The sequence below is a fragment of the Reinekea sp. genome (assembly GCF_046710285.1).
Lineage (GTDB): Bacteria > Pseudomonadota > Gammaproteobacteria > Pseudomonadales > Natronospirillaceae > Reinekea.
In genome coordinates this window covers 143,141-156,582 of sequence record NZ_JBKEGY010000005.1, presented here as the reverse complement: position 1 = coordinate 156,582, position 13,442 = coordinate 143,141, and the positions used below count along the sequence as shown (strand labels likewise).

10 protein-coding genes are annotated in these 13,442 nt (G+C 43.3%); 6 read left to right on the top strand and 4 right to left on the bottom strand.

Annotated features, from left to right (window positions below; all coding sequences use genetic code 11):
- Position 1 precedes the first annotated feature (1 nt).
- Both ACI882_RS05720 and ACI882_RS05715 read right to left on the bottom strand, forming a co-directional pair.
- A complete protein-coding gene (locus ACI882_RS05720; protein ID WP_411746303.1) occupies positions 2 to 1,756 on the bottom strand; it encodes an ABC transporter ATP-binding protein in 1,755 nt (584 codons plus the stop codon).
- Positions 1,753 to 3,540 carry an ABC transporter ATP-binding protein gene (locus tag ACI882_RS05715; protein WP_411744246.1) on the bottom strand — a complete coding sequence of 596 codons (1,788 nt, stop codon included), beginning with the start codon at positions 3,538 to 3,540 and terminating at the stop codon, positions 1,753 to 1,755. The genes ACI882_RS05720 and ACI882_RS05715 overlap by 4 nt, the downstream gene beginning before the upstream one ends.
- A 311-nt stretch (positions 3,541 to 3,851) precedes the next feature.
- Between ACI882_RS05715 and ACI882_RS05710 the strand changes: the two genes are divergently transcribed.
- Genes ACI882_RS05710 through ACI882_RS05700 form a run of 3 tightly spaced genes read left to right on the top strand, consistent with a single transcriptional unit; the run spans position 3,852 to position 6,918 of the window.
- On the top strand, positions 3,852 to 4,859 hold the full coding sequence (locus ACI882_RS05710) for a C4-dicarboxylate TRAP transporter substrate-binding protein (protein WP_411744245.1): 1,008 nt from the start codon (positions 3,852 to 3,854) through the stop codon (positions 4,857 to 4,859).
- 56 nt (positions 4,860 to 4,915) lie between these two features.
- A complete protein-coding gene (locus tag ACI882_RS05705; protein WP_411744244.1) occupies positions 4,916 to 5,530 on the top strand; it encodes a TRAP transporter small permease subunit in 615 nt (204 codons plus the stop codon).
- Entirely contained in the window at positions 5,527 to 6,918 is a 1,392-nt protein-coding gene (locus ACI882_RS05700; RefSeq protein WP_411744243.1) for a TRAP transporter large permease, read from the top strand. The genes ACI882_RS05705 and ACI882_RS05700 overlap by 4 nt, the downstream gene beginning before the upstream one ends.
- A gap of 341 nt (positions 6,919 to 7,259) precedes the next feature.
- Here the strand turns inward: ACI882_RS05700 and ACI882_RS05695 are convergent, their stop codons facing one another.
- Both ACI882_RS05695 and ACI882_RS05690 read right to left on the bottom strand, forming a co-directional pair.
- Entirely contained in the window at positions 7,260 to 8,633 is a 1,374-nt protein-coding gene (locus ACI882_RS05695; RefSeq protein ID WP_411744242.1) for a sigma-54-dependent transcriptional regulator, read from the bottom strand.
- An 11-nt stretch (positions 8,634 to 8,644) separates the two neighbouring features.
- Positions 8,645 to 10,600, bottom strand: coding sequence for an ATP-binding protein (locus ACI882_RS05690; RefSeq protein ID WP_411744241.1), 1,956 nt, complete (start codon positions 10,598 to 10,600; stop codon positions 8,645 to 8,647).
- A 450-nt stretch (positions 10,601 to 11,050) separates the two neighbouring features.
- Here ACI882_RS05690 and ACI882_RS05685 point away from each other — a divergent pair, with 450 nt between their 5' ends.
- The 3 genes from ACI882_RS05685 to ACI882_RS05675 all read left to right on the top strand — a co-directional run bounded on the left by ACI882_RS05685 (position 11,051) and on the right by ACI882_RS05675 (position 13,387).
- Entirely contained in the window at positions 11,051 to 12,577 is a 1,527-nt protein-coding gene (locus tag ACI882_RS05685; RefSeq protein ID WP_411744240.1) for a methyl-accepting chemotaxis protein, read from the top strand.
- Positions 12,549 to 13,097, top strand: a complete 549-nt coding sequence (locus ACI882_RS05680; protein WP_411744239.1) for a DUF6436 domain-containing protein — start codon at positions 12,549 to 12,551, stop codon at positions 13,095 to 13,097. Before ACI882_RS05685 ends, ACI882_RS05680 begins: the two co-directional genes overlap by 29 nt.
- Positions 13,098 to 13,168: 71 nt before the next feature.
- A complete protein-coding gene (locus ACI882_RS05675) occupies positions 13,169 to 13,387 on the top strand; it encodes a DUF6500 family protein (RefSeq protein ID WP_411744238.1) in 219 nt (72 codons plus the stop codon).
- Positions 13,388 to 13,442 lie beyond the last annotated feature (55 nt).

Genomic DNA, 13,442 nt, shown 5'->3' with positions numbered 1-13,442 from the left:
ATTACACCAACTCTTCTTGAAGAAGACCCGCGTACACGCCATGTGCTGAAACTAATTCACTGTGAGTACCGCGCTCTACAATTTCACCGGCTTCTAAGACCAAAATTTGGTCAGACTCGCGAATGGTGCTTAGCCGGTGTGCAATGGCTATCACGGTACGTTCTTTAAACACGCGTTCAAGTGCTTTTTGGATTAGGCTTTCAGTTACCGAATCAATTGAGCTGGTGGCCTCATCTAATAGCAATAGCTGTGCTTGGCTGGTCATTGCTCTGGCAAATGAAATTAATTGTTTTTGCCCTGCACTGAGTTGATCACCACCGCTTTGCAAGTGAGTTTTATAACCGTTCGGTAACGATTCAATGAAGTCATGTGCGTAAACGTATTTAGCAGCGTCTACAATAGCAGTTTGATCAACCTTCGCTAAGCCAATGTTGAAGCTGACATCTTGATCAAACAAGAATACGTCTTGCTGCATCATAGTAAACAGAGTTTCTAGCGACTGCTTAGGAATACGAGATAACTCCAAGCCATTAACTAACACACTGCCTTCATAGCCTTCGTAGGTTTTAGTTAACAAGCGCATGACCGTTGATTTACCCGAGCCGGTGCTGCCGACTAGCGCTAACTGCTGGCCTTGTTCCAGTGCAAAACTCACGTTTTTAAGTACGTAAGGGTCATCGGTTTTATAACGAAAGGATACTGACTTAAATTCAATCGACTCAAAAACATCCAGCTTGTTGCCAATTTCTGTATCGGAATAAAGGTTTTGGTCTGTCTCTTCTAAAGGCTCATTGAACAGCTCATCAAGATGTTCAAAAGCTGCGAATGAACGCTGAATAGCCGTGATCTGTCCAGTAAAGTCTCGAACTGGAACAAATATTTTTTCTAAGGTGTTAATAAACGCAATAACCACCCCTAAGCTAACCGCACTAGTCAATACAAGGCTTGAGCCCGCCCAAATAATCAACGCCATCGCTATGGTGGTGATACCAGCGATCACTGAGAACAAAGCAGCATCCCAACCATTGGCTTTTACTTGCGCGTGTAAAAATTCATCGGTTAGTTTGGTGTATTTTTCTTCCACTTCATGTTCAGCGGCATATAGCTGAACCGTGGTAATACCCCGAATACATTCTTGCAAGTAACCCGTTGAGCGCGCTAACGAAGAACGGGTAATTTGATACAGAGTGCGCAGCTTGTTACGAACGTATTGCGTAATCATCAAAATAGGCGGGAACAACACCAAGATGACGGTAGCGAGCTGCCAATTGATGACATACAAAAAGATAAGCAACCCAAGGGTGTTTATGGAGTCTTTGACAATGCCTAAAACACCTAATACAAAGCTATCGCCAATAGATTCTAAATCACTGGTTAAGCGCGACAGTGTTATTCCTGTTGGGGTTTTATCAAAGTAGCTGCGAGGCAGCTTTATAATGCGTGCAATGAGGGTTTGCCGAATATCAAAAAGCGTTCGTTGACCAACCATGCGTAGTGTATAGCTGTACACCGCATCGCTAATGTAGTTCATGATTAAAACGCCAGTCATGTAAATAAGCATGAGCGGCAATTGGTCTAACTGGCCTGTAGTTAATTGTTCATCAATTATTTTGATCATTAACCAAGGGAACAATAAGTTAGCCGCTACGCTGAACGGCATCGAGGCTAAACCAACAATGATATAGGTTTTGTATTTCGCTGCGAAATGCCAAAAACTACCCAGTATTTGCCAGTCAGATTTCATTAACTTACTCATGCGCTGGCCTCCTGATCATTTTGTTGTAAATCCCAAGTCTGCTTGTAGTAACTCGATGACTTAAGTAATTCTTCATGCGTACCACGAGCTATAATTTCACCTTCTTTTAATACTAATATTTCATCCATTTCTTGCAATGCCGAAATACGATGCGACACCACGATTAAGCTACGGTCAACTAACTTATCGTTTAGCGCCGACATAATAGCGCGCTCTGTATCGTAGTCGACTGCTGAAAGTACGTTGTCGAGTATGAGTATATTCGCAGGGGTATAGAGTGCTCGTGCGATACTCACTCGTTGCTTTTGTCCGCCAGAGAGCATAATACCTTTCTCGCCGACCATGGTCGTTTCTTGGTTAGAGAAGCGTGCGACATCGTTGGTTAATTGGGCCGCTTCAATAGCTTCAGCAACGGTCATGCTTTGATGTGCAGAGTTGCTTTGGGCACCAAACTCTATGTTGTCGTGTAAGGTCGCAGAAAACAAGTAAGGGTCTTGAGTTATCGTGCGAACTTGTTTGTGCCAATCGTGGCGTGACCATTGAGTAATATCATGGTCACCATAAAAAACGGTGCCAGTATCGATATCTTGTAAGTGGTTTAAGCAGTTCACCAAGGTTGTTTTACCGGAACCAACAGAGCCGAGTATGCCTAACTTTTTACCTTGTGGTAGCTCAAAGCTGATACCTTTCAAAGTAGGTTCTTCAGAATCGCTGGTTGGGTATCGGTAAGTAAGGTTCTTTACCGTTAACGTAGAGCGCTGAATGTCTTTAGATTCTGTTTCGCTTAATCTCAGCAGGTTAGTGGGGTCGACTTTGGTGTTTAAAATAGTCATCACACTTTCTAAGCTGACCATACCCATCTGAATCACGCTTAAAATTCGTCCTAAGCCACCAAATGGCATTGCCAGCATGACCGAATAAGATAAAAACGCGGTAATTTCACCAACCGTCAGCTCAGCGTTAACCACCATGACGGCGCCAAGCCCCAAAATAAGAATTTTCATCATTTGGTTGGCGTAATCTAGCACAGGCATAATAAACACTTGGATGCGCTGAATTTTCAATGTGACATCTAATAAATGTTGGTTTGCCTCAGCAATTTCTTTTTGAACCCATGGGCCCATATTCTCTGCTTTGATAACATCCATACCCGATAAAAAATGCACCAACTGCTCACTGAGGTTTTGCAAACTGTGCATTCGGTCTGTCCACATTTTACGCATCCGAACGAAACCAAAGCGATAAATAGTAAAGGCAAAAGCGATCGGTAAAAACGAATAGAGTGTCAACGAAGGCGATAAGCGCCACATATAAATAGGCGTTAACGACAGTGCAAATATAATGTTAAACATTTGCATAAAACCAATGCCGAAGAATAACCGGATGCCGGTTATGTCGTTATTGATAATCGAAATGAGCTTACCACTGTTATTTGTACCGTGAAAACTGTCGGTTAAACGGTTCAGTTTGGCGAATAAGTCATTTTTTAATTGTGCTTCTACAAAGCGACCTGGGTTCAGCCCGAGTACGCGCGAAAGGGTGCGAATGACAATCATCACTAAAGAGGCCGCAATGATCATAAAAATAGAATTTAGAAGTGCAGAATGGTTTTCAACAATATCGCCGCTGAGCAAGTCAATCGCGGTTCGAACCATTAAGGGTATTTCAACTTGTAACCAGTTGACTAGAAAGATGAAAAATATCGCGAAGCCGTATGATAAGCGGTTTTGCCAGAGGTAATGCCATATTAATTGGCCTTTAGATTGCGGCGCTTCGAACTGCATGACAACTCCAGTAGATAAGATAGCGAAACAGTATTAGGGCTAACCGTGTGAATTGAAAGGCTCACTGCATACTTTTTTGCATATCGATAGGCAAAATATTGCTTACGACGCTTTCGCTATGCGCAAACTATTGCTCAATTCGAACCCAAATAGCACCTTACCGATCCCCCTTATTGCACATACCCCCTATATCAAGGGCCCCTCAAGCGATCTTCTGAAATCGGCATAGCCTTTGCTATTACTCAAAGACTCGTGTGCAACAAAGTGCATCGATTGGACTTATAAAAACAATAAACATCGGAGATTACGTTATGAAACTGACAACTAAGTTGGCGGTCACTACCGCTGTATTAGTTTCTTTTACAGCCCCTCAAGTATTTGCAGACACCCAGTGGAACGTTTCACTTTGGGGTAAGCGTCGCGCCTTTACCGAACACGTAGAAAAGCTCGCCGAGTTAGTCTCAGCCAAGACCAACGGTGAATTCACGTTGAACATTTCTTATGGCGGTTTATCGAGTAACACAGAAAACTTAGATGGTATTTCTTTTGGTGCCTTCGAAATGGCTCAATTTTGTGCTGGCTATCACCCAGACAAAAACCCATCAATAACCGTTTTAGAATTACCTTTTATGGGCGTCTCGACGTTAGAGCAAGAAATTGCTGTTTCTAAGGCTGTTTATAACCACCCAGCAGTCGTAAAAGACTTAGCGCGCTGGAACGCAAAATTATTAATGCCTTCACCATTGCCTCAGTACAACATTGCCGGCGTGGGCGATGCGCCAAATTCTTTAAGTGACTTTAAAGGTCTACGAATTCGGGCCACAGGCGGGATTGGCGAAGCTTTGACCATTGCCGGTGCCGTACCAACCTCAATGTCTGCAACGGAAGTTCGCCAAGCATTAGATTCAGGTGTTATTAACGCCGCTTCTTTTGCACCTCACGCACATATGTCTTTTGGTACCGTTGAATCTGCTGATTGGTGGACGACTAACCTAAACCCAGGCACGGTAAACTGCCCTGTGGTAGTCAACGTAGATTCATTGGCTGACTTGAAGCCTGAATACCGTGATGCCTTATTAGGTTCTGTGGATGAATCATTAGCGCACTATGTTGATTACTACAACAATCAGACCATGGCGGCTTGGGGACCTAAGCTAGACGAAAAAGGCGTTGAGCGCATTACTTTGTCTGCCGCAGAGTTAAAAGCATTTAAAGATCAAGCCGCTGGTCCTGTGCACAACGCTTGGATTGACAGCATGAATAAGAAAAAGCTCCCCGCACAAGAGCTTTATGATCTCGTCTTAGAAACATTGAAGTAGCACGCATGTCTTAATGCGCCTCAACTCATGAGGCGCAATTCTATAGAGGGTTTCACATGTCAGGATCGGCGACCGTTCTTGAAGATTCTTCCGCTGTCAGTAAAGCAGACCAATGGCTATTTAAGTTAGAAAGTCTATTTACCTTGTTCGGCGGCATTACAATTTTATTCTTAGTGGGTTTGGCAGTGACCAATATTCTCGGTCGCTGGCTCTTTAACCTACCGGTCACGGGTTATATCGACTGGGTTGAGCAGTGTATGGCTATTTTTGCTTTTGTCGGTATTGCCTATTGCCAGCGTGAAGGCGGGCATATACGAATGGATATTCTGCTCAGCGCCATGAAAGGTAGAAAGCTTTGGATATCAGAATGGGTGTCTGTTTTCTTTATGCTGCTGATTACCTTGGTATTAATTTATGGCAGTTATTTGCACTTTTATCGAGCCTTCACCAATGGCGATAGCTCGATGGATATAGGCTTACCCATTTGGCCTGCGAAGTTAATAGTACCAGTGGCACTCAGCTTTTTGGCACTGCGTTTAGTTTTTCAATTATGGGCATATAGCATTGCTATTTTACACCCAAATAAAGCTCCTGTAGCCGTGCCGCTGATTGAAGATGCCGCAACGCAAGCAGCCCGTGAAGCGCAAAGCTTAGACGGAGGTGTGTCATGATTGAATTTATGACATCGGCCGAGCCATTAGAAATTGGCGTTATGGTCTCAGCGGTCATGCTGGTATTGGTCTTGTTAGGCGTGCGCGTTGCATTTGCCACAGCAGGCGCTGGTTTTTTAGGGCTAGTGTGGATATTCTCTGCCAAGATGGGCTTTGAGAAAGGCTTCATGGTCGCAGTGAAAATGGCGGGCACCGTACCGCATTCAAAAGCCACCAGTTTATCGTTAAGTTTGATCCCTACTTTTATCTTGATCGGCTACTTAGCCTATCACGCAGGTCTAACCAAATCGCTCTTTGAAGCAGCCAAACGGTGGGTAGGTTGGTTGCCCGGTGGCTTAGGTGTCGCAACGGTATTCTCAACCGCTGGTTTTGCCGCAGTGTCTGGAGCATCGGTTGCAACATCGGCTGTGTTTGCGCGTATCGCTATTCCTGAAATGTTAAAGCTTGGCTATGACAAACGCTTCGCAGCAGGTGTGGTAGCTGCCGGTGGTACCTTGGCTTCCCTTATTCCGCCATCCGCAATTTTGGTTATTTACGCCATCATTGTTGAGCAAGATGTCGGTACCTTACTCATGGCTGGCTTTATTCCCGGTGTAGTCTCGGCGCTGATATACGCAGGTTTGGTTGTATTTTTGGCGGTATGGAAAAAAGATTTAGGACCGCCTGTCAAAGGCTTTAGTTGGAAACAGCGCTTTGAAGCAATTCCCGGAACATTACCGATCTTCTTTGTAGTCTTCATCATCATGATTTGTATTTATGGTGGCGTGGGTACGCCAACGGAAGCGGGCGCGTTAGGTGCATTGGTTATTTTAGCCATGGCTTTATATAAAGGCATGCGCTGGCCAAGCCTTAAAGGCGCATTAATGGAATCTGCAAAATTAACAGTGATGATCTTCACGATCATTTGGGGCGTTCTCATTTATGTTCGCTTCTTAGGTTTTGCAGATTTACCCAATGCGTTTTCGGCATGGATAGCTGGAATAGACCAAAACCCATTCATCACCTTGCTGTTTATCCTAATGGCCTACGCAGTATTAGGCATGTTCATGGATGCCATCGGCATGTTACTGCTTACCTTGCCGGTGGTTTACCCAGCCATCATTGCTCTAAACGGAGGTGACATGGTAACAGCGGCAGACTCCGCGTTCGGGGTATCGGCCGCAGGCTGCGCAATTTGGTTCGGTATTATTGTCGTGAAAATGGCAGAGCTTTGTTTAATAACACCGCCCATCGGGCTGAACTGTTTTGTGGTAGCCGGTGTACGAAAAGACATTTCAGTGCAAGATGTATTTCGCGGAGCAACACCGTTTTTTGTCGCCGATGTTATAACTATTGCGGTGCTGATTATGTTCCCGAGTATTGTGCTGTGGTTGCCGTCTTTGATTTAACCGTGTGGCATTTTGTAGTACCACTGTCTATGAGTAATCCTCTAGGCAGTGGTCGTCTGAGCTGAGGTGCTGTAAAACTAGGGGCGCCGTAAACCCGTCTATGGGGGCTCGTCATTGGCATCCATGCCAATGAACGCCCTAGTCTTACAACACCTCAGCTCATTTGTAGTTGTGAGGTGTTTTTAATTTTTACTGCTTTAGATGTGGAATTGGCTTTGAAATATAGGGCATCGAAGACATGGATGTCTTCGCTGAGCTTACAAGGATGTACTCGCAGCGACCAATATTTCAAAGCCAATTCCGCATCGGTCCTTAACCACAAGCAATTAAATACCAACTTGTCAGACCAAAAAATCCTCACGCTTCAAATCGTACTTTTGCATTTTTTGATTTAAGGTTCTACGTGGTAAGTCCAACACATCCATCACTGCTTTGATGTTGCCTTGGTGATGTTTTAGCTCTGCAGCAATTAGCATCTGTTCAACATACTCAAGCCGGTTTGTTAAAGAGCTTTCAGAATTGATGGTTTGTGCGCCTGTATTGCCTACTTGTAAAAGTTCTTGCAGAGATATTCCGCTGATGTTGCGAGTTAGCAAATATCGTTCTGCAGTGTTTTTTAGTTCGCGAACATTGCCTGGCCAATCGTGTAACTCAAGGGCTAATTGATCATCAAGTTGAATGTCGGGTGCAACTAACTTATTGCTAAGGGCGGCTTCATTTAGGAAATGTTGAAACAAAAAAGTGATGTCTTCCTTACGCTCACGCAGTGGCGGTAAATGTAATTCAGATACTAACAGCCGATAGTATAAATCTTCTCTAAATTCTCCCTCTGCCGAGGCTACTTTTAAGTCTTTTTTGGTCGCCGCAATAATACGCACATCAAGCGCTTTCGACTTATGTGAACCCAGCCGAGTTACTTCTCGTTCTTGCAATACACGCAGTATTTTTACTTGAAAATACATCGGCATACTTTCAATTTCATCAAGTAGCAACGTACCGCCATTGGCGTATTCAAATTTCCCAGCGTGGCTCTTCGTCGCGCCAGTGAAAGCACCGGCTTCGTGGCCAAAGAGTTCTGACTCTATCAAATTTTCAGGAATAGCAGAAACGTTGATAGGAACAAAGGCATGTTTATTTCGCACGCTGTATTTATGTAGGCATTGTGCGATTAATTCTTTACCGGTACCTGTTTCGCCATGAATAATTACGTCCGCATTGATCTGCGCTAACATCAAAACTTGTTGGCGCAGCTTACGAATAACCTCAGAGTTACCGATAATGTCTTTTTCGATACCAGACAAGCCTAAAAGATGGTCATTGCTTTGCCGTGCCTTCATTGCAGATTGTCGCTGACGGCAGGCGGTTTTTACTAACTCAACTAAACGCTCTGGTTTATAAGGCTTCTCGACAAAATCGTAGGCGCCTGCTTTCATCGCTTCAACCGCCAGAGCAATACCACCGTGCCCAGTGATCAGAATGAAGGGAATGTTATCCGGTACTTTCCCTAAAAAGGCCATACCGTCTAGCTCAGGCATTCTGACATCACTGATAATGACACCTGAGTAAGTGCTATCGATATTTTTAAGTGCGTCGAGAGCATTACTGTAGGTTTGTACATGAATATCAGCCAGTTCAAGCCATTGTTCCAATGATTCGCGGATAGCTGGGTCATCATCAACAATTATGGCGTGAAATAAATTTTTGTTTTTGTCCAATTTTTGGTACCTCACCTTGCAAGGGCAATGGTAAACAACGTGCCTTCACCGAGTTGACTGTTTACTTTTAATTGTCCGCCCATATCAGAGACAAGGCTATAACTAATGGCTAGCCCTAAGCCTAACCCTTCATCAAATTGTTTGGCAGAATAAAATGGCTCAAAAATATGGGTGATCTCGTCTGCCGTCAAGCCAATGCCATTGTCACTTACTCTGACCAATGCCGAGCTTCCTAATTCAACTGAGATTGTAATTTGTGGATTGTTTACTGAACTAACAGCATCAATTGCATTCTTAATTAAGTTTACGACTACTTGCTCTAGCATCATGCTATTGCCCATTGCACTGGCCTGCTCACTGACATCAATGTTCAGAGATATACCAGCTTGAGTTAGATTTGCAGACAAAACATCCTGTGCATATTGCACGACAGGTAATAGTTTTATGGTGGCAAGCCCTGTATTGCGTTTGCCAGATACCATTCGAAGTTGTCGACTTATATAAGATAATCGCTCGATAAGACCGGTGATTTTCTTTAAATTTGAGAGAACTTTTTCGGGCTGATTGCGTTGAATCAGTAATTCGCTGCTAGCGGCATAGCTTGATAGCGCTGTGATCGGCTGATTAATTTCATGGGCGATTGCCGAGGACATCCGCCCAAGTGACGCTAAGCGCTGGGAGTGGCTCAGTTCTTTTTCAGCACGTTTTAACTCTTCCGTTCTGGCAACAACACGTTGTTCAAGTTCATCGTTACTTTTAACCAACTCAAGCTGTGCTTGTTTTAACTCACTGACATCGTGAATAGTGATGAGGTATTCATGTGGTTCAGACAAACCAATAGCACTAGAAGTCACCAAGATAGGAAAGGAAGAGCCATCAGATCTTATGCCAATGGAGTCGATAGCTTCGATAGCTGAGTAAACTCCACGCCAACCAGTGACCAGTCGGTGAATGTCAGGCAGTTCATTTTCTGCTAGCCGAAATAAACGTTTTGCCTGTGGGTTAACAAAGGTCGTTTTACCATCGTGTGTTAAGTTAATAAGACCCGCATCGGTACCTTCAATAATGGCACGTTGGTGTGTTTCGCGCTGGGCAATCAGAGTAGCTAGTTTTGATTGCGATTGCGCATTACGTACTCGTTCACGAATCCATAATATTGCTATCACTAATATCATGTAGGCAAAAACTATAGAATATACAGAGCGAGCAACGGCAGATTCAATCTGACTTGTGGGGTACAACCAATTTAGGTGCCACTTAATGCCGGGGATCTGTTGTTGGAATAAAATATGATCGCCGACCATTGGCAAGTTAACGATAGGGTGGGCGCTAGAATCTAATCGAGTTTTTAAGATAGCGACAGAGTGTTCACCATATTGCTTGGTATCAATAAGGTGGCTGCTTTCTTGTGGACTTAGAGGTCTTAGTCCATGGTATAACCAGCGTGAGTTGTACGATAGAAAGACGATGTCATGTTCGTCACTGAGCCATATTTTTTCACCAGATTGCGCCCAGTTGGCTTCTAAGCTATCGAAAGTGATTTTGACAACCACAACACCAATAAACTCAAGGTCGACTATGATAGGTTCTGCAAAAAACAGCCCTGCTTTACCCGTCGTTGCACCTACGGCAAAATAGAAGCCTTGTTCTCCGTTTCTTGCTGATTGATAGTAAGGCCTAAACGCATAGTTTTGGCCAACAAAACTTGTTTTCGTTAAATAGTTAGAAGCTCCGATGGTATTACCATTGCTGTCCATGACAAATATTTCATCAGCGCCAGAGCGATTGTTAATATTGCTTAATAGCGACGAAACTGCCGTTCCTGATTCTGAATTGAGTAGTGCGCGCTGAATACGTGGGTCGTTTGATAAAACGGCAGGTAAATACTCAAAGCGTTGTATGCTGGCTTGCAGCGAATTTTGATAGACGGACAGCCGTTGGCTAGCCTTTTCTTGAATTGATGTCATTTCTAGGGCATAAAATTGCTTGTTGGCGAATAGCAGTAGCCCGATAAGTACGAGAAAACTAATCGTTAAAAAAGAAATGATCGCGAGGTTATTTTTTATTGTTTTATAAAACCGATTGTTCACAATGCTATTTGAGTCTAATTAAAAGGTTACCTTAACAAAGGCCAAGCTCGCTGACTATCGAAAACAAGGATAACTAGAAGCTTTAATGTGGGTTAAGGTGAATTTTTCTTCCGCTGTAAATTTATCTTGTAATCAACCTTTGCTTACCAGTGCTTTAACCTTTTTTGCGGTCGAACACCATTAATATTTTTCAAATTTGAATCTTAATACAACAACTGGACGTATACTTAGCCTAGGCTACTGCTTTTTGGCTGATTTTTAAAGTTATCAAGATAGAGGGCGATAGCGTCTATAAGTTAATAGTAGTTTTCAAGCAAGGTGTTTTTTATGCAAACTGGTCGATTGTTCCGAATAGTAAATAACTATGACAGATATGTCATGAATGGCTTAACCGGTGTATTGTTGGCCAATTTTGTCTTGGCGCTTGTATTGGGGGCCGTATATGGCGGAGTAATATCAGCGTTGGTGCTGGGGCTCTTGTTAGTTTTAGGGCCGATAATGCTGCAAAAATTGAGTCCTTATTCAGTATTAACGCAAAGTGTTATGGCTTTTGCATTTATGTCATTCGTGACCTTGCAGGTTCATCTTGCTCATGGCTTGATTGAAATACACTTTGGTTACTTTGTAATGTTAGCCATACTCTATGCGTTTCAGAGAATAACTCCTATTATTGTCGGTGCTGCTATTGCCGCCGTTTATCATATTGGAGTCGCTGCTATTCAGGCCAGTGGCGCTTCTATCTTCCTCTTTGAGGCTAACAGCACCTTAGTCTCAGGTGTTGGTATTCCTATGTTTATCTTTGTTCATGCCGCTTACGTTGTAGTAGAGGCGATAGTACTTGTTTATATGGCTTTTATTACCCAGCCTATTATGCAAACGGCTCAAAAAATAATTCAATCTAATGAATATATGTTAGCGGATACTGGCCAAATAGATCTCAGCGTGGCAATTGATGACACTAATAATGAATTGATTGGCCAATATAAAAAACTGATTTACTCGGTTCGAGGTGTGATCTCTAATGCATCAGAAACAACCGAAGTATTAAGTGAAAGCCTAGAAGTGCTAGAAGATTCATACGAGGTACTTAACCGGGGAGTCGTTGATCAAGAAGATCAGTTGAGTTCGATCCGATCATCAACAAGCCAAGTGACTGAGGCCGTTCAGGCGTTGTCCGAAATCGTGGTTTTTGTTAAAAATAAAGCCAATGAGCTAACAACACTCAAGGATGAAAGCATTGAAGCAGTCGGACTTTCCGCTGAAAAAATTAGCTTAGCCTCACAATATATCTCTGAGACTAGTGAAACCTTGTCAATAGTTGACCAAGAGACCGCTCGAATATCGGCCATGGTAGAGTCAATCCAAAGTATTGCTGAACAAACGAATTTGCTTGCACTCAACGCCGCCATTGAGGCTGCTCGTGCCGGAGAGCAAGGGCGCGGCTTTGCCGTCGTCGCTGATGAGGTTAGAGCATTGGCAACGCGAACGCATCAAGCTACTACAGAAATCGACACGCTCATTCAGAGCTTAACCAAAGGTGCAAGTGGCGCAATGGTTACAATGAAGCGTTCCGTTGAGGAAGTCGAAGGGAGTCGAGATTTGAATCAATCGGCGGTTAAGCAAATGTCGAAATTGGGCGAGCAAATTGATGATATTTTCCAAAGTACCGTCAGTATCGCCAGTGCGGTAGAAGAGCAGGCAATGGTCAACCAAGATATCGATACACAAGTGATATCCATAACCGATGCCTCTAGTGAAATGGCACAGAGTATTGTCAAAGGCAATGAGCAGTTAATAGATGTGTCTAAACGATTTAAGGCGCTCAATGAAAGTATTCAAAAATTCAAAACCTAAAATTTTTTTAACGATAGGGGTTCTAGTTTGGGCTGCCTTGATTGTGTTTTTGTTATTTAACCTCGTCACCGAGCGAATGCAGGTGTTCGATGAAGAGCAGTCTGTGCTGTCGAATTACGCAACAGTCGAATCCTACCTTGATGAGATTGAGAAGGTATTTAGCATAGCAGCGAGTGACGGCATTCAAGTTATTCGAGTGACGGAGCCAAATTGTGATTGCAATTTCGCCTCATCGTTGCATTGGACGCAACTGCAAAACCAATACAGTGAAGTAGAGTTCTTTGAGGTAAATGTACAAGCGCTAGATGAAGCGAGTCTAGCGTTGGTACCATCAACGCCCATGGCGATTGTTTCAGATTCTTCTGGTCAGGTGCTTTATGCCGGGCCATTTAGTGATGCAAATTACTGCAATGCCGACAATAGCTTAATTGAGGCGTACCTCAATGAGTCGCTTAATCAACGGTATTCACCATTGGAAACACAAGGGTGTTATTGCAAGACTCAGCCGAACCGGCTTTAGGTGCTTTTATGGTCTATTCTTAACGTGATTCCAAGGTTAAACTTAGATTTTTGAGCGATTAAGGTTAGGTAATGAATCCAGCTTTCAGACAAACCATTATTGATATATGTGATGCAAAAATAATCAAAAAAGGCGACAACGTAGGCTTGTCTTTTTATGCCTTTTTTAAAAATAAAAACGACAATCCTAAGTTACTGATGGAGGTGGCCACTTGGTGGATCGAAACCCATGAGCTCGACCACTTCGTAAAGGCCAAAACCATTAAAGCAATGATTGAGCAGGGGCTTTAGTGAATTTAGGATAGATCTAAACAGGGTCTACATTCGTATAAAATCATAATAATTG

Excerpts from the sequence above, each read along its gene's own strand:
- ACI882_RS05685 (WP_411744240.1), top strand. The coding sequence starts at position 11,051 with ATGCAAACTGGTCGATTGTTCCGAATAGTAAATAACTATGACAGATAT.
- ACI882_RS05690 (WP_411744241.1), bottom strand. The coding sequence starts at position 10,600 with ATGACATCAATTCAAGAAAAGGCTAGCCAACGGCTGTCCGTCTATCAA.
- ACI882_RS05710 (WP_411744245.1), top strand. The coding sequence starts at position 3,852 with ATGAAACTGACAACTAAGTTGGCGGTCACTACCGCTGTATTAGTTTCT.
- ACI882_RS05720 (WP_411746303.1), bottom strand. The coding sequence starts at position 1,756 with ATGAGTAAGTTAATGAAATCTGACTGGCAAATACTGGGTAGTTTTTGG.
- ACI882_RS05705 (WP_411744244.1), top strand. The coding sequence starts at position 4,916 with ATGTCAGGATCGGCGACCGTTCTTGAAGATTCTTCCGCTGTCAGTAAA.
- ACI882_RS05700 (WP_411744243.1), top strand. The coding sequence starts at position 5,527 with ATGATTGAATTTATGACATCGGCCGAGCCATTAGAAATTGGCGTTATG.
- ACI882_RS05715 (WP_411744246.1), bottom strand. The coding sequence starts at position 3,540 with ATGCAGTTCGAAGCGCCGCAATCTAAAGGCCAATTAATATGGCATTAC.
- ACI882_RS05680 (WP_411744239.1), top strand. The coding sequence starts at position 12,549 with ATGAAAGTATTCAAAAATTCAAAACCTAAAATTTTTTTAACGATAGGG.
- ACI882_RS05675 (WP_411744238.1), top strand. The coding sequence starts at position 13,169 with ATGAATCCAGCTTTCAGACAAACCATTATTGATATATGTGATGCAAAA.